The sequence below is a fragment of the Paenibacillus sp. 1-8 genome, from assembly GCF_056316205.1.
Genome location: NZ_CM149995.1, coordinates 4,138,451 through 4,159,588, shown reverse-complemented (window position 1 = coordinate 4,159,588; position 21,138 = coordinate 4,138,451). Strand labels below are relative to the sequence as shown.

General features: G+C 47.1%; 14 protein-coding genes, 1 pseudogene and 2 riboswitches. Of the genes and pseudogenes, 5 read left to right on the top strand and 10 right to left on the bottom strand.

Annotated elements, in window-relative coordinates; genetic code table 11:
• Window positions 1–34: 34 nt before the first annotated feature.
• Genes AC0WRU_RS19025 through AC0WRU_RS19015 form a run of 3 tightly spaced genes read left to right on the top strand, consistent with a single transcriptional unit; the run spans window position 35 to window position 6,695 of the window.
• Window positions 35–484: a hypothetical protein gene (locus tag AC0WRU_RS19025; RefSeq protein ID WP_025684033.1), complete on the top strand. Its 450-nt coding sequence runs from the start codon at window positions 35–37 to the stop codon at window positions 482–484.
• Window positions 481–2,217, top strand: coding sequence for an ATP-binding protein (locus tag AC0WRU_RS19020; protein ID WP_476125933.1), 1,737 nt, complete (start codon window positions 481–483; stop codon window positions 2,215–2,217). Before AC0WRU_RS19025 ends, AC0WRU_RS19020 begins: the two co-directional genes overlap by 4 nt.
• A 50-nt stretch (window positions 2,218–2,267) precedes the next feature.
• Complete coding sequence (locus AC0WRU_RS19015) at window positions 2,268–6,695, top strand: hypothetical protein (protein ID WP_476125932.1); 4,428 nt, start codon at window positions 2,268–2,270, stop codon at window positions 6,693–6,695.
• Between the two features lie 44 nt (window positions 6,696–6,739).
• Here the strand turns inward: AC0WRU_RS19015 and AC0WRU_RS19010 are convergent, their stop codons facing one another.
• Window positions 6,740–7,435, bottom strand: a complete 696-nt coding sequence (locus tag AC0WRU_RS19010; RefSeq protein ID WP_025684030.1) for a response regulator transcription factor — start codon at window positions 7,433–7,435, stop codon at window positions 6,740–6,742.
• A gap of 163 nt (window positions 7,436–7,598) precedes the next feature.
• Between AC0WRU_RS19010 and AC0WRU_RS19005 the strand changes: the two genes are divergently transcribed.
• Complete coding sequence (locus AC0WRU_RS19005) at window positions 7,599–8,948, top strand: sugar phosphate nucleotidyltransferase (protein ID WP_476125931.1); 1,350 nt, start codon at window positions 7,599–7,601, stop codon at window positions 8,946–8,948.
• A gap of 271 nt (window positions 8,949–9,219) precedes the next feature.
• On the opposite strand, the gene AC0WRU_RS19000 is transcribed toward AC0WRU_RS19005, so the two are convergent.
• The 4 genes from AC0WRU_RS19000 to AC0WRU_RS18985 form a co-directional block, all read right to left on the bottom strand.
• Window positions 9,220–9,735, bottom strand: a complete 516-nt coding sequence (locus AC0WRU_RS19000) for a thioredoxin family protein (RefSeq protein ID WP_476125930.1) — start codon at window positions 9,733–9,735, stop codon at window positions 9,220–9,222.
• Between the two features lie 158 nt (window positions 9,736–9,893).
• Window positions 9,894–11,750: a beta-glucoside-specific PTS transporter subunit IIABC gene (locus tag AC0WRU_RS18995; protein ID WP_476125929.1), complete on the bottom strand. Its 1,857-nt coding sequence runs from the start codon at window positions 11,748–11,750 to the stop codon at window positions 9,894–9,896.
• A gap of 236 nt (window positions 11,751–11,986) precedes the next feature.
• Window positions 11,987–12,835 carry a BglG family transcription antiterminator LicT gene (gene licT / locus AC0WRU_RS18990; protein ID WP_476125928.1) on the bottom strand — a complete coding sequence of 283 codons (849 nt, stop codon included), beginning with the start codon at window positions 12,833–12,835 and terminating at the stop codon, window positions 11,987–11,989.
• Between the two features lie 234 nt (window positions 12,836–13,069).
• A complete protein-coding gene (locus tag AC0WRU_RS18985) occupies window positions 13,070–14,041 on the bottom strand; it encodes a LacI family DNA-binding transcriptional regulator (RefSeq protein ID WP_476125927.1) in 972 nt (323 codons plus the stop codon).
• 413 nt (window positions 14,042–14,454) lie between these two features.
• Window positions 14,455–14,531, top strand: a riboswitch (glycine riboswitch).
• Between the two features lie 17 nt (window positions 14,532–14,548).
• A riboswitch (glycine riboswitch) is annotated at window positions 14,549–14,643 on the top strand.
• Between the two features lie 159 nt (window positions 14,644–14,802).
• On the opposite strand from AC0WRU_RS18985, the gene AC0WRU_RS18980 reads away from it, so the two are divergent.
• Window positions 14,803–16,221 (top strand): alanine/glycine:cation symporter family protein, encoded by a 1,419-nt coding sequence (locus AC0WRU_RS18980; RefSeq protein WP_476125926.1) that lies wholly within the window; start codon window positions 14,803–14,805, stop codon window positions 16,219–16,221.
• Between the two features lie 210 nt (window positions 16,222–16,431).
• Here AC0WRU_RS18980 and AC0WRU_RS18975 read toward each other — a convergent pair whose 3' ends face one another.
• The 5 genes and pseudogenes from AC0WRU_RS18975 to AC0WRU_RS18955 all read right to left on the bottom strand — a co-directional run bounded on the left by AC0WRU_RS18975 (window position 16,432) and on the right by AC0WRU_RS18955 (window position 21,113).
• On the bottom strand, window positions 16,432–17,787 hold the full coding sequence (locus tag AC0WRU_RS18975; protein WP_476125925.1) for a radical SAM protein: 1,356 nt from the start codon (window positions 17,785–17,787) through the stop codon (window positions 16,432–16,434).
• A 122-nt stretch (window positions 17,788–17,909) separates the two neighbouring features.
• A pseudogene (locus AC0WRU_RS18970) lies at window positions 17,910–18,035 on the bottom strand (NADH-dependent alcohol dehydrogenase); the annotation flags it as partial.
• 36 nt (window positions 18,036–18,071) lie between these two features.
• Complete coding sequence (locus AC0WRU_RS18965; protein WP_025684022.1) at window positions 18,072–18,899, bottom strand: carbohydrate ABC transporter permease; 828 nt, start codon at window positions 18,897–18,899, stop codon at window positions 18,072–18,074.
• A 22-nt stretch (window positions 18,900–18,921) separates the two neighbouring features.
• Window positions 18,922–19,797, bottom strand: a complete 876-nt coding sequence (locus tag AC0WRU_RS18960; RefSeq protein ID WP_025684021.1) for a carbohydrate ABC transporter permease — start codon at window positions 19,795–19,797, stop codon at window positions 18,922–18,924.
• A gap of 32 nt (window positions 19,798–19,829) precedes the next feature.
• Entirely contained in the window at window positions 19,830–21,113 is a 1,284-nt protein-coding gene (locus AC0WRU_RS18955) for an ABC transporter substrate-binding protein (protein WP_476125924.1), read from the bottom strand.
• Window positions 21,114–21,138: the final 25 nt, after the last annotated feature.

Here is a 21,138-nt window from a genome sequence, read left to right as displayed (position 1 = left end):
AACTCCAATCAGGAAGTAAGAAATGAGGAACTACATGTATAATATCAGCGTTTTGGCATTTTTGAAAGATGTCAATACAGAACGGGCGCTGCGTCTTTTTTGTGAACGATTCGACTCGGCTGAGCATGCGCTCTGGGAAAAAGGAATGTGTCTGCTTCACCAGTATCATGCTGCACGACATGCAGGAGTAACCCTGACCGTCTCCAGCGCACTTCAGCATATGGACGATCGTCATGATATTTACATTGTTGATCTGCGCGAGTACAGCGAAGAAGAGCTGGATCGTTTATATATTGCAAAAACCTGCGAGTTGCTGCTGCTGACGGATGGGGCAACGGAAACCGCTGCAAGGTTTGCCGCACTCCAGCGCCGGACTCCCCGGTTGTTGTGTGCACGGCTGCCGCTAGTCAGCTACGAGCTGGAGTGTCTGATGCAGGCCATTCTGGGCCGAATTGAACCGAATGGAGGGGACAGGAAAGCATGAAGCGATGGGCGTTGTTGAAACCGGGTTGGCAAAAGCTGATCCTGTACCTGATCGTTGTGTGTGTGACTGTGTTCTTGGCTGCTGTGCTTCAATGGTTTGTCGTACGCCAATTCAGCAGTCACTTGGCGGAAATTCAAAATGAGCAGCTCCAGCATGAGGTGCAGGAACTGTCCAGCAGCATAACCGAGCGCTATGCCGTATGGCAGGCTGAACTGAAGGAGCTGTCGTCCAGTCTGGGCAGAGATATGCTGAATCAGGGGAACCGCCAATACTCCGAGGGGTTTAAGCGTGAAACCGGGTCCTTTTATGTGCTGGATGAACAGTATCATGTGATTGCCGGACGAGAAAATCGTGAGATGAAAAGTGCGGTGCAGCAGGTTAAATGGCTGCAAAACGGCTGTGCCGTAAGCCCCTTTGTGACAGAGGATCATCAGCCTGCTCAGTATATGGTATGCAGGATTCAAGGGGCGCAGATGGGCGGATTTATGGTGCGTACAATTGATGCTGATATGCTTAGCGGAATCATTAAAAGTAAACCAGTCGATCAGCACGAGGTTTTATTTTATAATAATCAATTTAAGGTCGTAGCTTCCCGCAATTCACCGGATATCAACCGAACGGATATTACAAATGTAACCCGCAGGCTACTGGAGGGCAATACGAGCGTCATTGAAGATAGCGGAGAGAAACATGGAATAGGGTTCAGCCGCATTGGGGAAGAGGCGCTTTACATATCGGTTGAAGATGTCAGTCAGGACATTCCAGAGCGCACCAGCTCTTTTCGCAAACAGTTATTGATGGTCATGGCTCTGATATTACTTATGCTGTGGGTCATGCTCATACAGTTCCGCAAACGAATTGTGAAGGATGCCATCGTAAATAATCAGGTGCGTGACCAACGGCGGGATGAGGATATGCGACAGCAGCAGGATACGTATTACTTGCCGTTAATGCAGACGATTGAGCAACGGCTCCAGGAGCTGCAAGAGCAGACTGCCCGTCTGACAGGCGGTGATGATTTGAAGTTGCTGGGCTTTTATCATGATCTGGCGAACCGCTTTGAAGCAGCTTCCAGTCAGGGAAAGGGAGCATCCCATGAGGAATTGGAATATTTCCGTGAGTTGAATGAAAATTTCATTCAGGGACGTCTCAAACAGGAATCCTCACTGGGAGGGCTGCTGACCGGAGTCCGCACCTTACGTGATGAGCTGGAAGAGAAGATGCACGACAATAGCGGGATTAGCTTCACGGATATGAATGAGGTATTGTCCGAATCGCTGAAATGGGCGAACCGTTCGTTGGATATGAAGAACATTCAAGTGATCTTGCGGCAAGAGCCTGTTCCATCGATTGCAGCACAAGCGCCAATGCTGTACAAAACGATTCAGGGGCTGCTGGAAAATGCAGTGCAGGCAATGGGCCAAGGTGTAGAGCTGCCGGAGGATCAGGAGCGGGGACGTACGGGTCTGCTGCGTTCCAAGCGCCAGACTCAAGTCCTCAAGGTTAGCTCACGGCTGGAAGAAGGAGAAATTGTTATTACCATTGAGGATACGGGCGGCGGCATTGATGACAAGATGCGCTGGAGCTATTTCCAGCCGGACTATTCCCAAAACTCGCAGGAGCATACGTTCAGCCTGTATCATATGGATGCCTATCTAAAGACGATCAGTGGTCGCTTAAAGCTGCGTAATACGGATCAAGGCTTGCAGGCGATCGTTCGTTTAAGAAGATAGCCCCAAAATAACCGACAGATACACGAGAAGTTCAAGAGAGGGGGACAAGCATGAAAAAATGGATATTTCGCTACCGCTACGATATGGCGGCAATTTGGTTGATGCTGGTTGCGATTGGCGTATATCTTGTGCCTATCTATGGACCGGGGCAAATCGTATTCAGTGATATTGCCTTTGGAGCCACCTCTCATCGGTATCTGGAGGAAATTATGGGGGTATGGAACGAACGGTGGTCTACCTCTACCATGTTCAATGCTCCCCGTATCCTTTATATCTTGCCCTTCTACGGACTTTCGTTGCTATTTGGAGAAAGCGGCCCGGTCTTGCTCAAGTCGTTTATCACGGGTCTGCTGTTTGTTTCGGCATTTTCGATGTATGCCTTTGCCAAGCGGCTGGTCAGTGTATATTATTCACCGAACTTTACGAAAACCCGCATTTTTGCCATCATGATCGGCGCACTGTTTTATGCACTGAATCCGTGGGTTATTTTTCGCATTCAGCATATTTATTTGCTCTGTGGATATAGCTTGTTTCCGTTAATGCTGCGCTTCTTTTTCAGCGCGGTCGACCCCAAATTTCAAATTCAGCAAATTAAAAACTATAATCCTCACAAGCTGTACCAGCGGAACTGGATAGACTTGTTTCTGTTGGCGGCGGTATTTACCGTCAGTGCCGCTGCGATTCATTATTTTTTCTTCGGCATGATTTATTTGGGCTTGTTCACCATGCTCTTGCTGATCAAACTGACCTGGACGCACCGCAAGGCCGGTCGCACCTATTTACAGCCGTTATACGGCAATTTTTTGCGTAAAGGGATCATTTTTGGCGTGTTCTTCGGTCTGCTCAGTTTTTATTGGTTGTCCCTGTATCTCGGCAGTATGGTGATGGACGCTCAGGCGTCGCAGCATAATATCAACGTCGTCGATACCTTGTCCCTGTTCAGTCGTAACAGCAGCTTATATAATGTGGGCTACTTGCTGAGCTATTGGTGGCCTATGTTCTCCTTTTCCTCACTGTCTGCGATGTTTTATGTGGGCGGAGGGTTTTTACTGCTCTTGATTGGCTATGCGATGGTGACACGCTCACACAAAAATCCGATCATTCTGATTTTTTCGCTGCTTACGTTATTATTTCTCGTTGCTGCCACCGGGACAACCTTCCCGTCCATTGCGAAGTGGTTTGTCATTCTGGTGACGAAGACCCCTGTGATTGGCTCAGTTTTCCGTGATCCCAACAAGTTTATCGGGCTGATTGCCCTTAATTTCGGGATTTTGCTGACCTTCGGCGTGATTCAGATTATGGAATGGTTTGGATCATCATCGCTGCAACGAATGTATAAAAGGCTGGCGCTTGTCATTGTTGTCCTGTGCCTTGGCGTGTATTTTGCACCCTTGCGTACCCAATTCATTGAGGGATATTACAAGCCGGTTCAAGTGCCGGAGGCTTACAGCCAAATGGCTGAGAAGCTGACAGACCCGGACCGCTTCGACAGCAAAGCCTTGTATTTTCCGATTGCCGATAATATGATTCAGAGCTTTAACGGCGTAGCCACGCCCAAATGGAATAAGGGTAAGACGGCAACCGAGAAGGCAACCGGAGATTTTCAGGTGTACTCATCTCCTAAAAATACGATTTTCCATCATGAAGGCAACGACCCCGGGATTACATACTATATGAACTTTCTGGAGTATTTGCTGGACAACGGGCTAAGCTCGCGGTTAGGCTGGTTGTTTTCCACCTTTGGGGTTAATCAGTTAGTGTACCATGACGAATATGAGGGACAGGAGAAGCGGCAGGATTTCCACCTGTCTCAGTTGGAAGGCCAGACCGGGCTGAAACGCACGTACAAGAACGGACTTTTTTCCATATTTAATCTGGATCAGGCCCCACCTTATATGAACATATTAACGAGCAAAATTGTGACACCTTACGGCTTTAGCCGACTGGAGAGCTACAGTCATCTGCCTGGATTTGATTTTAGTCGCTTCGGGGTACTATTCAGTGCGTTAAAGCCTGAGCTAAAAACCATTCAGACAGTCAACAAGGGGGATTATGTGGAAGCGGCCTCCTTTAACGATTTACTGTTGTCACAGCTTCCGGCAGAGGATTACTTGCGTCCGTTTGATGTCATTGAAGATGGCAATGCTTTTTTAAAATGGTCCAAAACCTTTGCCTCGACCAACGATTGGTTATGGTATTTATCGTCCCAGAATATACGGAATTTCCCGTTTGATATGGAAATGGATGCCGGGATTGCTGTCACCTTTGCCAGCAAGAAGCTGGATGTGGCCCCTTATCAGATGAGCAGCATTAAAGGGAAAACGGTCCTGGATTTTGACTCCATGCTGCGGACCGAAACCTTTTTCAAACCGGATAATCCGCAGTTGTTCAGCGTAGAGGCTAATCCGCGTGAGGAATTGAATGAGGTGCCGACCCTGCACGGCGAGATTATGAAGGGAGACCCGAGTAACATATGGCAGGTCGCGAGATCCGGTTTGCTGGAAGCTAAGGAAAATAACCCGTACCAGTTTCAGATCACCGTCTCTGGACGCGGCACGAACAAAATGCATGTTAAAATGAGGTTTTATGATAAGCAGATGCGTGAGCTGGGGGTTAGCTATGTCGTGGCACCTTCGGAGGGATATAATTTTGACGGTGTAAAATTTTACGGGGAATATGTGTCCCCGCCGGGCAGCTACTGGATGCGAATGGATTTGTTAACCCTGCAACGCCCGCAGCAAAAGAACTACTGGTGGATTCATGATATCCAGTTACGTGATCTGGGACAATATAGTAAGCCTAACGCATTTACGATGCACAAAAAGCTGGAACAGCCACAAACCTCGCATGTATATGCGAGAGTGTTTATGAATAAGGCAGGCGGGAAGCTGAAAGTTACGCTGCCGGGCGGAGTGGTCGACATCAAAACCCATGATGAAGGCTTGAATCAGTTCGAATGGGTTGACCTGGGAGAACATGCTTTTCCCAAAGGGGATACCCCGATTACAGTTAATAACCTGCAAGGCTTTAACGCGATCAATCAATTTGCGATTGTACCTGTAGACCAGCTGGATGAGCTATCTTTTCCGGTGGAGCAGGCGTTGAAGCGGGGCAAGCTCTTTTTCACCCTGGAGGCCGAGAGCGATTTTAACGCCCAAGGAAATGTGCAGTCAGAGCGTGCTCTGCCGAGGCTCAGCATGGGACGGGGAATCAGCTATCAGAAAGGTACATTAAGCAGGGATGTGGAGATCGCCAAAACGGGCACCTATTCTACAGCTATTCTGGCTGATTTACCTGCCGGGTATCATGGGGCATTGACGATGAAGTGGACGAATGAAGAGACAGGAACGGTGCTGACAAGAACGATCCATACAGGTGAGTCGTATAAGCGATTGCCCGTGACCTCTTCATCCGAAAAACAGGTCATTGAAACGGTGCCGAATCAGGATGGCTTTGCCAAACAAATCATTCAAATTCCCGGTCTGCTGAACGATTATGGACGTGTAGAGTTCAAGAATCTGTTTTTAACCAAAGGGAAGTATCGCTTAACGCTGGTGTTGGACAGTCAGGTGCCGTCCATGAGCGGGTATGGAGATATTCATCGGTTGGCCGCGCAGGAAGTGACGGTTATGCCAGAGGATAACACGAAGGAATCTTTAACCAATGATGTAGGCTGCGTGGCGGATATTCAGCCTGGCAAGACGAGTCTGTTATCAGGCGGCGAGGGGTTGTCCATTCGTTACGCACCAAGCTATTCATGTGATTGGAATATATATGCGTCGAAGAAAATGAAGGCTGAGCCGCTGCGAGAGTATGCCGTACAACTGGATGCGAGGTCAAAACAAATTGGAAGTCGGCATATGAAGGTCATTTTTTTGAATAAAGCCTCCCAAATCCTCCAGACCTCTTATATTAACGAGGTGGAGGAGCGAGATAAGGAGCAATGGAATCATTATGATCAGATTGTGAAGGCTCCGGCAGGAACCGCCTTTATGCAGTTTCAGATTTTGGCGCATGCGCATAAGAAGCAGTCAGGCTTATTTCAAATGAAGCATTATTCCATCATCCCTTATCAGGCGATGATTACAGTGGATCAGCTTACGCTGTTTGAGGGGACGGATATGGAAACCTTTTTTACGGCTCCCCATGCTTCAGAAAGTATTCAGGCTACTCGTAAAAATTCCATGGAACGCAGCTTTACGCTGTATAATCCGATGCATCAGCAGGTGCTGATTCGGGAAACCGAGTCGCCCAATCCACTGTGGGAATTCAGACTGGGAAGTGAAACCCAGCGTGCCCGTCTGTCGGTAAACGGAGTGACTACTGGATTTATAACCAGTGGCAGCGGGAGCGGCAAGGTCGTCATTATTCTGGCTTCCGCCTACCGCTTTGGCTGGATACTGTTCATCATTGGGATACTTGGTGGAGCGGCTTGTTTTCTTCCTTATCGGCGATGGAAAAAACGAAAGATTCCATAGAAGAAAGTTTCCAGATGCAACCCAGTAGCCATCAGACGGCACGGCTACATCTCATATTTGTACCCCCTGCCCCAAACTGTACGGATGTGCTGAGGATTTTTGGGGTCACGTTCGATTTTTTTGCGGAGACTGGAGATATGTACGTCAATCGTGCGATCGAGATAGGCACCGTCTCCGCCTTTAATTCGATCCATGAGCTCGCTGCGGGTAAAGACTTTCCCCGGATAGCCGGATAGCTCTTTTATAATGGAAAATTCGATTTGAGTCACTTCAACCTCCTGGTCATCGACCAACAGGCTGTGACGGTAATCATTCACCCAGACCCGCGCTTTTTTGAGTTTTTTGGTTATGGCCTGGGACTCGGCAGGCATGTTGGAGCCACAGCGGCGCAGTAAGGCTTTGATACGGGCGGTTAGCTCTCTCAGGTTGAATGGCTTGCATAAAAAATCATCCGCTCCGTCATCCAGTGCTTTAATTCTTATATTCAAAAGGGTATTGTTGGAGATCACCAGCACAGGAACCGTCGTATATTGACGGAGTTGGCCGATCAGTGCGCATTCGACCCTGCCGGAAAACATAAGATCGGTCACAATAACATCAGGCTTAAAACGCATAAGTGTCGGAAGTGCTTGTTTGAAATCGTAAATAAGTTCGGTATGATAACCTTCTTCCTGAAGATGAAGGCCGATCATATCTGCCAAACTTTTTTCATCTTCAATGATAAGTATTTTAATAGACATAACTGACAGCTCCTGTACAAACAAATATACAAATACATGATGTAATGATGTAATCATGTATAAATTGCGATTTATGCATACCTATGTAATCGGTAAATTTATGAAAAACGAATAGTGCCAAGTGGCATGTAACTTATTAATTTAGAGGAAGAAGGTTGCATAAATGCGAATGATTTTATTATCTGGAGGTTCTGGTAAGCGTCTCTGGCCTTTGTCCAATGAGAGTCGCCCCAAGCAGTTTCTTACGATTCTGCGTCATGACGAACGACCTGAAAGCATGCTGCAACGGATTTGGCGGCAGTTATCTGAAGCAAATTTGGCAGGGAAGGCCTATTTTTCAACGAGTGGAACTCAAGCAGAGCTGATCCGTGGGCAAATTGGAGCGGATGCTGTAGTAATTGAGGAGCCTACCCGACGGGATACATTTCCGGCCATTTCCTTGGCTGCGGCCTACTTACATGACCAGGCAGGTGCATCGCGCAACGAGATTGTAGGGGTTATGCCAGTGGACGGATATGCGGGGGATGAGTTTTTCGAGCATTTACGCAGGCTTCCATCTATATTGAAGCAATCCGGGAGTGACATCGCACTCATGGGGGCTGTTCCAACGGAGCCTTCTGATAAATATGGCTATATTGTTCCTTCGTCATCTTCCTCCCCCAATCAGCCGTATCTTAGGGTTAGCTCATTTGTGGAAAAGCCGGATCTGATCCGTTCGGAGGCGTTGATCCGGGAAGGAGCCCTATGGAATTGCGGTGTGTTTGCCTTCAGGCTTGGTTTTTTATTGGACATGCTGGAGCAAAAGGGCCTATCATCAGACTATGCATCTCTTTCGACAAATTATGCAGAATTGCCTAAGACCAGTTTCGATATTGCGGTAGTGGAACAGACCCGTCAGCTTTCGGTGCTTCCATATCATGAGGAGTGGAGGGATCTAGGAACGTGGGATTCGCTGGTGCGGGAAATGAGCTCAGAGCTGAGCGGCCCAGGCTATATTTCAGAAGCTTCTCATGATTCGCATATTATCAATGAACTGGAGATTCCGGTTAGCATCTGGAATGTCCCGGACATCATCGTCGTTGCCGGGCCGGATGGCGTGCTGGTCACCGATCGACAATCATCCACAGGGATTAAGGATATGGTGGCAGAAATTGAGATTGGTCCTCGTTTTGAGGAGCGCTTTTGGGGGAAGCAAACGGTATTGTCCCAGCAACAAGCGGCCAGCGGCTTACAGACAGTCACCAAACGGGTAGTCATCTCTGCTGGAAGATTCATCAGCTATCATGAACATCAGTTCCGTAAAGAGGTGTGGACTATTACGTCCGGGGTGGGAAGCGTCTGTATCGATGGAATAATGCAAATAGTCAACCCCGGTGAGGTTATCGTCGTAGAGCCGGGTACCAAGCATTATATAGGTGCTATCGAAGGGGATTTGGAGTTCATCGAATCTCAAATGGGGCATATTGTGTCAGAAACCGATATTATCAGATACGAATTTCCCGACTCCATCTAACACTAGCTATATAAGCTTAACTAAAGAAGGTACATGGAAAACGGAGTAGGCAGAATGGTGCCGTACAACCGAAGCACGATCCGTCTGCGCAGTAGGACTGGGTTGAGTACGGACGACGGTATCCTAAGGTAATGAAGGCGAGTCAGGGCCCATTTTTTCTTGAAAACCTTAAATCATCTGATTCTTTCCAAAAAAGGTATCCATGCGGTGAACGCGTGAATACCTTTTTCTGCATAGAAGCTTGTCCGTAAGACACGGTATAGGACAATGCTTATAAAATCAGTTTCTTGGAAATCAGCCACTCTTTTACTACATCCGTACTGAGTTCTCTTTCAGGTGTCCATTCCACCTTATCCACCAGCTTGCCATGTCTGAATTCCGCAATGGTGGGGGTGTACTTTACGTTATATTCCTCTTTGAATTTATTCCATTGAGGCTTGTCCTTATGAATTTTGTGAACATTCAAAAAAGTGATTTTGGAGCCCAGATTATACTGCTCGATCATCTTGTTAAAGTTCGGTTCAAAGCGGTTGCAGTCTCCACAGCTAGGTCTGCCTACATAGACAAACACACTTTGATCCTGCTGGATCATGGTTTTAAAACCATTAATTGTAACCGCATTCAAGTGATCGTATATTTCGGGATAATTGCTTTTACTCGCTTGAATCTCTTTGTCTTTCTGCTGAACAACCTGCTCCAGATCCTGAAATTTGAATACAGCCGAAATAGCGATAGCAATGACGAGCAGCGCAATCACGCTTAGACCGAGAATATATCCTTTTTTCACAGAAATCCTCCTTTATTTAACAATCTTATACATACCATAAATGATATTTCCATTTTTCGCTGTAATACTTGTCTCACTCTGTATGAAAAAGAAGCTTTCCATTCGGAAAGCTTCTCTTGTGATCAACATTAGCTGGTTTTATTATGGTCTAAAGAAAGCTAGATAACTACTGTCATCAAGTAGTCTTGTCGTTTCACTTCAGATTCTGCTGTTTTTAGAACATCCAGATACTTAGCAGAATTCGTCACGATGATCGGCGTAGCTGTCGGGTAACCTGCAGCTTGAATTTGTTCAATGTCAAATTCGAGCAACAGCTGTCCCTGTGTAACCACGTCGCCTTCTTTTACGCGCTTGTCAAAAAATTGTCCTTTCAGCTTCACCGTATTGACCCCAATATGGATCAGAATTTCTGCTCCGTCATTGGAAGTAATACCGATAGCATGTCCGGTCGGGAATACCGTCGTAATCGTTCCGTCTACAGGAGAAGTCAGTACGCCCTCTGTAGGTTCAATCAGAATTCCTTTACCCATGGCCCCTGAGGCAAAAGCGACATCAGAAGATTCTTCGAGTGGCAGTACTTTACCTTGCAGCGGACTTACGAGAATTTCCTTCTCAATCATAGTTTCTTTCTTCTCTGGTGTTGGTGCTGCTTTGGCAGTTTCTTCTTTTGGATCATCAAAGCCCACAACCATAACTAGCACCATTGCAAGTACAAAGGCAACGAGCAAGCCGATGACAACCCACAAGAATCCAGATCCAAAATAAGTAGGCAATGCCAACAAACTAGGCAGGGAGAAGGATTTTGCAGTCGCTCCGCCGGAAGCGATAATAGCCCCGCCAATACCACCGGAAATACAAGCATAAATGAATGGCTTTTTCAATTTTAAAGTTACGCCATAAATCGTTGGTTCTGTAATCCCAAAAACAGCCGCCAGCGTAGAGGAACCTGCCAAAGCCTTCATTTGAGTATTTCGGGATTTCAGGAATACGCCCAATGTTGCACCAGCCTGAGAAAGTACAGCTGCTGTAAGCATCGGAAGCATCGTGTCATAGCCCAAGGTTGCGATATTGGACAGCATGATAGGAACGAAGCCCCAATGTACACCGAAAATAACAAATACTTGCCAGAACGCCCCGGCAACAGCACCAGCGATCAACGGGCTTAAATTGTATACCCATGTAAAACCGCTTGCCAAGCCTTGGCTGATCAGGTTCCCTACGGGACCAAAGGCCAAAAACGTCAATGGCACAACGACTAGCAGGGATAGCATCGGTACGATAATATTTTTAACCGATTGATGGATAAAGGAATTAAACCATCGTTCTACATAAGACTGTACCCACACCGCGAGAATAATCGGGATGACACTGGAACTGTATTTAATCAGAATGATGGGAATGCCGAGAAAAGCCAGTTTGGCCGGATTGTCCACCGCTGCAATAACATCCGGGTAGACGAGTGCTCCGGCAACTGCGACCGATACAAAGGCATTTGTCTTAAATTTACGTGACGATGTAAAAGCCAGAAATACGGGCAGGAAATAAAATACGCTGTCCGAAGCGGCGTTCAGAATCAGATACGTACCGCTTGTTTTATCAATCCAATGGAGTGACAAAATTAATGCCAGAATCCCTTTAAGCAAACCAGCTCCAGCAAGTGCGCCCAAGAGAGGAGAAAAAATGCTGGAAATGATATCGACGGCTTTACCAAGAAAGTTCGTTTTTTCGGAAGACTCTTCCTTTTTCTCACCTACATTTTCGGCATCCTGCAAATTCGTTTCTGCCATCATATGTTCGAATACTTGACCTACATTGTTGCCGATAACAACTTGAAACTGGCCGCTGCTTTCAACCACCGTAATGACACCGGGCGTTGCTTCCAATGCAGCTTTGTCTGCTTTTGTACGATCCTTTAATTTAAATCTCAAGCGTGTAGCGCAATGGAATACCGAATTGACATTCTCTTCGCCGCCAACGAGGGTCACTATTTTTTTGGATAGCTCTTTATCACTCATGTTCAGAACTCCTTATAGGTTATTCTTGGTATGGATAGGATTTACCGTTTACAAGGTTAAAAAGATGCGCCGGCGTGCAATTTTTTAACCTTATAAACAAGAAAAACCTAAACTCGTAGCGAAAGGGACACGTCCTCTCCTTAAAGAAGAACGTCCGATTTCGCCATCAGTTTAGGTTTTGCCTGCCTTACCAGTCACAATCCTTATACGATGAAATTATGAAGTTTACTTGCCTGTTACTCCGTGATATTATTTCGCTCCGTCACTCGATGAATATGAATGGTCAGATACACATATTCGTCCTTGCTTAAATATTGGTCGTATGTTTTTTCCAAATACTCATTGATTTTTTGCGCACAGGCGAAAGCTTCGGTATACGTCTGCTTCACCTGGTTGTACAAAAATTCTTCGCCGCTGTGAATGACCTCTTTACGAATCACCCGCATCGCAAAATATTGCAAATGTGTCAAAAATCTCGAATAGCTAAAGGAGGACTCATCCAGCACAATACCGTAATGATACGTAATAATATTCAATATATGCTGAACGATTTCCGTCATTTTTAGCGTAGATTTCATTTCGTTACCGTCGATTCGAGCGTTCACCATATGCAATGCGATAAATCCCGCTTCGTCTTCGCCCAGCTTTACTCCGAGCGTATCTTCAATTTTTTGCAGAGCATCCAGCCCAACCTCAAATTCTTTCTTGTAAAAGCGTTTAATATCGTACAGCATCGCGTTTTGGAGCGCCAGCCCCTTTTCTTGCCGCTGTATGGCAAAATGAATATGATCGGTCAGCGTTAAATAAATATTGTCGCTTAATTCTGTATCCAGCACTTGCGTTGCATGGGTCACAATTTCATTAACGACCTCCAGATGGGATACGGGAATATCGTTCAGCAGCTCCGTTAATTTGGCTGTGAACTCGTTTTCATTTAATATGAAGATTTTATCTATTTTATGATCATCGACTTGGTCGCCAGCCACCTTTTTGAAGGAAATGCCTCTTCCCATTACGATGACCTCTTTGCCTTTATCATTTTTAGTCAACAGGACGTTGTTATTGAGCACCTTCTCAATAATCATTGAAGTTCCCCCCTCCCATCCTTTACCAATAAAAAATGCCCAAGCACAATTCAACACTATTGTTAGCAATAGCACTCAATTGAACTCAGGCATTGCCCGCATCACCGGTCACAATCCTTCGATATAGTGCTATTGTAGCACAAAAAAAAGCGATTTCAACATATTTTATTCTTATTCGACAAAAAACATTACAAACACAGGTCCTTTCGCCTAACCCCTCAGTTAAGCGTTACTCTATGTAGTCGTGCGTTCAATGAGGCTGTATTGCAGGGGGTGCAGCTCCATTTGGTGACCTACGAGCTGAGGGGAAAGCATGTAAAAAGCATTTTGTGCCTGAGCTGCAATCGGGTTCTGGATGGTCGTAATGCCCATAGTATGCGCAAGTTCCGTATTATCAAACCCGACAATCGCCAGATCTTCCGGCACGTTCAGCAGTTGTCTACGGGCTTCGCAGATGATACCAACCGCCACATAATCGTTGGAGCATAGAATAGCCTGTGGGAATTCGTCCCGATACTGTAACAAATCACGCACCACCTGTTCACCGTCACGGATGTTATAGATGGAAGAATAATTCCAATGCTGCAATACAGGAAGATTGTGCTGCTCCATAATATACGCATAGGCTCGTTGTCTGCTGTGGGTGTTGATACTGCGTGGGCGGCCAAAGGCATTGGCTATACGAGTATAGCCTTTTTGTATCAAGTGTTTTAGCGCTAGCATATATCCTTCATACTGGTCCATGGCGACGGAGCGAATATCGGTATGATCCATTCGTTGCCATGACACAATCGGGCCATACTTGCAATAAGTGCTTAACAAATCGGTATCATTTACACAGGAAATGATAACTAACGCATCAACTCTTTTTCTTTTCAGATCTTCGAAGGCCAGAAGCTCTTTCTTCTTGTCTTCTCCGGAAGTATAAATAATCGTTTGAAATTCGTACTGGCCCGCCACCTCTACAAAGCTGTTCAGAAATGCGAGAACAATTTCATTAATGGTTGAAGTGATAATGCCAATTTGAAGGGTCTGACCTTTGGATAAGGAAATGGCGTTCCGGTTGGGAACGTAATCCAGCTCCTGCATGATTTTTAAAATTTTGCTTCTTGTTTCCTGGCTCACATGGGGGGAATTGTTTAACACTCTGGATACCGTAGCTTTGGAAAAGCCAGCCAGTTTGGCAATTTGATCAAGATTCGACATGATGCTTCTCCTCACATAAGAAAAATACTTGATATGAAACGCGTTACAACGCTTAGGATGCTTATGAGGGCATTACGTCCATTTTATATCATCTGTCAATGCATTTCAAAAAAACAGTTCTTATGATGTGGTATTATTCTGGAAATACTTGCGATATCGTAAAGCTAAGCTTTAGGCCGTTTCCATGCCTCCCTCACTTGGCGTGTGAACACTCTCGATACTTGAAAGGTGTCTCTGATCTGAACATAGGGCAGATGATATCTGGTTGTACTTTTGCCACGATTGAGGAGATTTTGCTGACAATCTAAATATTGGAAAACGACTTTAAACAGCCTTGAAACGACTTCACAAATTTTTCACTTGTAAAAAGCTGAAAGTTTTCTGTATAATAAAAAACAATTTCATATGTCTGGTTGATGTTTGCGGGAGATGGAACGTAAGTTCCGACCGAAGGGGCAAAACTCTCAGGTGCTTGGGCTGATAACAGCAACAAGCGGGACCGTAAACGGACAGAACTCTGGAGAGACCCTTAATTGGGCGCCGAAGGTGCACCGCAGATATCATCTGCTTAAACTCTCAGGCAAAAGGACAGAGACGCGAATAACCTGTGACAGGGTATGCCCTAGGCTTTTTTATGAGCTGTTAGTGGCTGAATTCTGCACAAGATGGTTGTATTTTTTCGTGCCTTTAACCTCTCCAGGAGTCGAATCAGCGGATTTGACTCTTTTTTGTTTTTTAATATGCTGGAGGAGCGGGTTGAAATGAATTTGGTACATGTATTAGAAACGATTAGCAGTTGGATATGGGGTGCCCCTCTGATCATTCTCGTCATGGGAACAGGTCTGTGGCTGACCATACGTTTGAAAATGTTGCAGGTCTTTTGCCTGCCTCTGGCGATCAAGCTGATCGGCAAGGCCCCGAATGAAGGTAGCGGGGATGTCAGCAGCTTTGCGGCCCTGAGTACGGCGCTGGCGGCTACAGTAGGTACAGGAAGTATTGTCGGCGTCGCGACAGCGATAAAACTGGGCGGACCGGGTGCCCTGTTCTGGATGGTTGTTGCAGCCTTTTTCGGGATGGCGACGAAATATGCGGAAGGTGTGCTTGCGGTAAAATACCGGGTGAAGGATCGGAATGGACAATTTTCCGGCGGCCCGATGTATTATATTGAAAAAGGGCTTGGACGCCGCTTTAAACCACTGGCGATGCTGTTCGCCTTTTCCGGAATGCTGGTGGCGTTGTTCGGGATTGGAACATTTCCGCAGGTCAAAGCGATTGTATCCTCGACCGAAAACAGCTTTGGTGTTCCGCCGATTGTAACGGCATTGATCATTGCTACCCTTACGGGACTCGTTACCATTGGAGGGCTCAAAAGCATTGCCAAGGTATCGACCAAAGTCGTTCCCTTCAAAACAGGCTTGTACGTGCTGATCTGTATGATCGTACTGATTCGGTTCGCCGATCAGATTCCTGCCGCACTCGCGCTTGTGCTGCATTCGGCATTTTCCACGACATCTGCGACGGGTGGATTTGCCGGGGCTACAATTATGCTGGCGATGCGCAGCGGGGTAGCCAGAGGGATTTTTGCCAATGAGGCCGGATTGGGAAGCGCACCGATTGCAGCCGCAGCCGCCAAAACCAAATGGCCTGCGGAGCAGGGGTTGATTTCCATGACAGGTGTCTTTATAGATACGATGATTATTTGCGTGATGACCGGGTTGACGTTGCTGGTTAGCGGCGTATGGAGCGGTCCTACCGATGCGGGCTTGATGACGCAGCAAGCTTTCTCCAGCGCATTCCCGCTTGGTGCGGAACTGCTCACAATCATTCTGATTATGTTCGCGTTCACCACCATGCTTGGCTGGAACTACTATGGAGAACGTTGTGTTGAATATTTGCTGGGTGTCAAATGGATTAAGCCGTACCGTTATCTGTTCATTGCACTGGTTGCCGGAGGTGCGTTTATTAAGCTGGATGCGATCTGGTTACTGGCAGATATCTTTAACGCCATGATGGCCTTCCCGAACTTGATTGCACTGCTTGGCTTGTCGGGAATTGTAGTTGCTGAGACCCGTACCTATATGGATTCCCTGTATCCCAACAAGAAAAAGGGAATACTCGCAGGTGCCAGTGCAGGAGCAGCCATAGACATAGAAGAAAAAGGACAAACAGTCAGCTCGTAAAGAAACAACGAAAAGGGAGTGTCCCTCAGCCATTACAGGCTGGGAGGGCACTCCCTTTTTACGTTATAGAGCAGGATGAAGCTGGGGGATGCTCTATAGATATGTGTACTTAGCTTACTTTAGGATTAGCTCAAATTGCCGGGTACAGATTTGGACAGACGGCCAGTTGTAATCGCTGTAGGTCGTACAGCAGGACGAATAATCTTCATGTTATTTCACCTCCTCCGATTGGGATTGCAGCCACAGCGTACGCAAGGTTCGCTTGATCTGCCGTTTTTCATAGGAGCAAGGGCGGTTCCCTGTGCGCATCCGGTACAGGGGGCAATGATTCCCCTGACAGGCAGGTCGGAAAAAGCAGGCTTGGCACTTTGCGTCCGTTTCTTCACCTGAAGTGGTCCACAGTGCCATTTTATCGAGATCCAGCTCCATGCTCCCGTCCCCGTGAATCTGGCCCAACTGATTGTTTTCCTGATCTATGGCGACTGAGCATTTGTACAGCTTTCCGTCTGATCCGACAATCAGGGAATTGGGCTTGGCTGCATAGCATATGGCTCCTGTAGGGAGCAGGATATCCGAGATAAAGGAGCTGACAGTCAATCCCTGTGCAATGGCTGCTTCGTTAAACTCCCATATTTTACGGTCTTTCGTACGGTCGTCGCATACGGACAAATTCAGATCATTTTCGCCCCCCATACAGCCGACAGGCCGGAAAAATACTTTAAATCGGGGATCATCTGCAAACCATTCCGTAAGCTGCGGGATAAAGTCAGTGACGGCCTCCAGGTTACTGTTATCGAAGTTAACGCGCAAATTAATCTCAAACGGTCGTTGTACGTCTTTTAAAGAAAGAAGATTATCGACGATACGACGGAATGTACCGCCTCCGCCATGCAGCCCGCGTCGTGCATCGTGGACTTCCTCGCTGCCGTCCAGCGTAACCATGAATCGTTCCACACGCCAGTCCAACAGCTGCTCAAATCGTTCACGGGACAAATAGTAGCCGTTCGTCGAGATTTCTGCGCCATAGAGGACACCATGCTGGTCGCAGGAGCGAATAAAGGATTGAGATAGTTGCTCTATAACGTGCGGGGCCAGTAATGGCTCACCCCCGTGCCAGCTAATCGTGAGCTGCTGGAGCTTGCCAATTTGAGCTTGCTGCTGAATATAGGCTTCCAGTCCGGACACAACGTGATTCTTCATCGTCGCTCTCGGGAAGGATTCGTAGCAATAGAAGCAACGGAAGTTGCAGGCTTCGGTAGCGAGCAATACCAGATGCATACTATTCTGCTGCTGCACAGACTGATGTAATTCCTCTGCTTGTTTTAGCTCATCGGTTGCAGCATTGACCAGAAAGCCATGCTGTAGAAGCTGCTCCTGCAAGGAAAGGCTGCTTTCAGGCACAGGGTCATCCGGTCTGGCGTCGAGCAAGGCCACTACCTGCTGATTTTCCTCTGGCCCAAATACCGCGAGGGCTCCTGTATAGCTGTTGAACAGCATAAGCCCGCCATCATCCACTGCGGTTCGCGCATTAAAACGCGAAGGCTTCCATTGCACGTTCTGTGTCATGAATTCGTTACACATCCTTTGTAGTTGTAAATATTGTTCTGTGCTGATTTGTTCACCAGTCCGAAATGACAACTCTACAATGATGCCTTTTAGATGAAGGACTGGCAATGACACTCATCACGTTCCTCCAGCAGCTTAGGCGCAGTTTCAATGACGGTTTGCAGTACGGAAAAGCATATGCGGTCTTGCAAAGGGGTATTTTTGACATTGTGAAAATAGTGTTCAAACACGTGGCTCATCATATGATTTTCTCCAAAAATTAATTTGGTGGGATTCAAGTAAATCTAATCTTTGACCGCTCCGGCGGCAAGATCGGAAATAAACTGGCGGCTAATGAAAAGAAACAAAATGATAAGCGGCAGTACAGCCAGCAGGGTACCGGCAATGACCATCGCATAATCTGTATTGTAAATCCCGTTCAATTGGGACAGCGCAATCTGGAGCGTAAATTTGCGCGCATCGGTTAATACAATTAACGGCCATAAATAATCATTCCATGCTCCTATGAAGGTGAATGCGCCGAGAAAAGCGAACGCAGGACGTAGAATCGGGAGCGCCACATTCCAATACAACCGAAAAAGGCTGCATCCGTCCATCCGCCCTGCATCCAGCAGTTCCGTTGGAATGGATTCCTCCGCATACTGGCGTATCCAGAAGATACCGAAGGCATTCACCATCCCCGGAATGATCAGCGCTTTGAACGTACCTACCCATCCAAAGGTAGCCATCATGACAAAGGAGGGGACAAGCGACAGTTGGGAAGGGACCATCATCGTAGCCAGCAGGATGATGAATAATGCTTTTTTGCCCGGAAAATCAAATTTGGCAAATGCAAAACCGGCCAGTGAATCGAAAAACAGCACCAACAGGGTAACGGAGCTTGCTACAAAAAGCGTATTAAAAAAGGCTCCGGCAAAATCAATCTGCTGCAATACTCTCGTCACATTGCTCCAGAAGTGGCTTCCAAACCACAACTGTGGTGGAAAACGATAGATGTCCGAAGTGGTACGGCTAGCCATGACGATAAGCCAGTAAAAAGGAAACATCGACAGGATCATTCCCGCCAACAGCCCGGTATATAAAATAACGGATTTTACACGTGCCTGCATCATGCTGTAAACCCCCTTCCTGCCGTTATTTTTTGCCTTGTACGAGTTTCCAGTTCACGATGGAGAACAGGGCAATAATGAGGAACATGCCCCATCCGACGGCTGCACCATATCCAAAATAGTTGTTAATGAACGATTCACGATACAGATACAACACAATGGTCATGCCACTTGCTCCGGCACCACCGTCATTACCGACCAGCACCTGCGGCTCGGTGAACAACTGCATTCCGCCAATGGTGGACGTAATCACGGTAAACAGGATGACCGGACGCAGCATGGGAATGGTGATGCGGAAGAAAGCTTGCGCTCCAGTTGCTCCATCTATTTTCGCAGCCTCATACAGCACATGCGGAATACTCTGGAGTCCGGCCAGATAGATGATCGCGTTGTAGCCGGTCCATCTCCATACGACCATGGAGGAAACGGCGATTTGGATTCCCCACGGCACATTAAGCCACTGGATCATAGGCAAGCCAAGGAGTTGCAGCAGGTAATTGAGAAATCCGAAATTATTGGCAAATAAAGCGCCAAAGATGATGGCAACAGCCACAATGGATGTCACGTTCGGCAGAAAAAATCCGACCCGCCACAGGGTACGCATTTTGACAAAAGGTGCATAAAGCAGGAAGGCAATAATCAGCGCAAAAAATAACATCGGAATCGTCGAGTACACCCAGATCACAAAGGTATTGCCCACAGCCTGCCAAAATTCGTTATCTGTCACAAGGTAGCGAAAATTACCCCAGCCGTTATAGGTCATGTCTCCGATACCGTCCCATTTGTGAAACGCCAGATATAATGAAAAACCAATCGGAAACAATCCAAAGATGCCAAACAACAGATAAAACGGCGAGATCGCAGCATAAACGGCACGGTGCTTCCAGATTTCTCTCAGCATATGGTCCACACGCCTTTTTTGAATTTTGTTTTTTACCGCTGTAATTCCCGTTCGATTCGGTCCATCGTTTCCGTCCATAATGCATCGGGATCGGCATTCTGCTTGGCGACATTAGCAAGGCGGCGGGTCACAATGCCGTGGATGACAGGATAACGCTCACCGAAATAGCTGCTTTTGACATTACGTGCGGAGGCGGCAAAGATCAGTCCAGTGGCCTGACCGCCAAAGAAAGGCTCGGGTGTCTCCATGACAGGATCGTCATAGACGCCGGGAGTGGACGGGAACAGCCCAATTTTATGGTAGGCATCCAGTTGGTGTTCCGGGTTTTGCAGCCAAGTCAGGACTTCAAAGGCTTCTTTGGGATGTTTGCTGGATTTGAGGATGGAAATAAAAGATCCACCCAAATTGCCGTCCCCTCCAGGGGCACGGGCGACTCTCCACTTGCCCGCAGTATCCGGTGCAGCCTCCGTGAGAACCTGCTTCATCCAGACTGCCCCTACAAAAGAGGCTATTTTGCCGTTATTGACCGAAGCGTTCCATTCGGGAGTCCAGCCATCCGCATTGGCGAGCAGATGCTTCCTGTGGAAATCCACAGCAGTTTTCCAGCCCAGACGGATGTCAGGAGATTGATTCCCGATGTAGCTTCCATCCGGTTTGAAGTAAAGGTTCGTATGTTGGGCAAGTACTTGATTGTAAACGTTTACAATATTGTCGGCTAAAAACGAACGGCTGCCGAGCTTTTGCTGAAGCTGTTCTCCGGCGGCCATATAATCGTCCCATGTGCGAATTGTAGCACTGACCTTTTCAGGATCACTGGGCAGACCAGCCTGCGCAAAGAGATCGCTGCGATAAAAGAGGGCGGTGGGGCCTGTATCCATCGGAAAAGCAATCATTTTGCCATCAGGGGTGATGCCCTGATTCCATTTCCACTCCAAATATTGATTCTTGAATTGATCGGCTCCCAATGTCCTCAAATCATAAAAACGATCCGCACTAGGGAACAACTCTACCATCCAGTCGTTCAAAGCTACGATGTCCGGTTCACCGGAACGGGCTGCCAGAGTTGTCTTGAGCTTGGCCTTGAAATCACCGCCGATTTTTTGGGTGTTCAATTCAATGCCGGGAAACTGTTTTTCGGCACGAGCGAGCAATTCATCGTCAATCGAACGGTTCCAGTACCACAATGTAAGCGTTATCTTTTTTTCGTTCGACAAATTAGTTTCAGATGATTGACTTTCAGAGGACAGGGGTCCACTACAACCACTAATCATCGTGAGGAAAGCAAGATATAACACCAGCCATCGCACTGTCTTCACATCATTTCCCTCCTTGCATATCTGA

Coding starts and splice junctions, on each gene's coding strand:
- AC0WRU_RS19025 (WP_025684033.1), top strand. CDS start 35: ATGTATAATATCAGCGTTTTGGCATTTTTGAAAGATGTCAATACAGAA.
- AC0WRU_RS19020 (WP_476125933.1), top strand. CDS start 481: ATGAAGCGATGGGCGTTGTTGAAACCGGGTTGGCAAAAGCTGATCCTG.
- AC0WRU_RS19015 (WP_476125932.1), top strand. CDS start 2,268: ATGAAAAAATGGATATTTCGCTACCGCTACGATATGGCGGCAATTTGG.
- AC0WRU_RS19010 (WP_025684030.1), bottom strand. CDS start 7,435: ATGTCTATTAAAATACTTATCATTGAAGATGAAAAAAGTTTGGCAGAT.
- AC0WRU_RS19005 (WP_476125931.1), top strand. CDS start 7,599: ATGCGAATGATTTTATTATCTGGAGGTTCTGGTAAGCGTCTCTGGCCT.
- AC0WRU_RS18995 (WP_476125929.1), bottom strand. CDS start 11,750: ATGAGTGATAAAGAGCTATCCAAAAAAATAGTGACCCTCGTTGGCGGC.
- licT (WP_476125928.1), bottom strand. CDS start 12,835: ATGATTATTGAGAAGGTGCTCAATAACAACGTCCTGTTGACTAAAAAT.
- AC0WRU_RS18985 (WP_476125927.1), bottom strand. CDS start 14,041: ATGTCGAATCTTGATCAAATTGCCAAACTGGCTGGCTTTTCCAAAGCT.
- AC0WRU_RS18980 (WP_476125926.1), top strand. CDS start 14,803: ATGAATTTGGTACATGTATTAGAAACGATTAGCAGTTGGATATGGGGT.
- AC0WRU_RS18975 (WP_476125925.1), bottom strand. CDS start 17,787: ATGACACAGAACGTGCAATGGAAGCCTTCGCGTTTTAATGCGCGAACC.
- AC0WRU_RS18965 (WP_025684022.1), bottom strand. CDS start 18,899: ATGATGCAGGCACGTGTAAAATCCGTTATTTTATATACCGGGCTGTTG.
- AC0WRU_RS18960 (WP_025684021.1), bottom strand. CDS start 19,797: ATGCTGAGAGAAATCTGGAAGCACCGTGCCGTTTATGCTGCGATCTCG.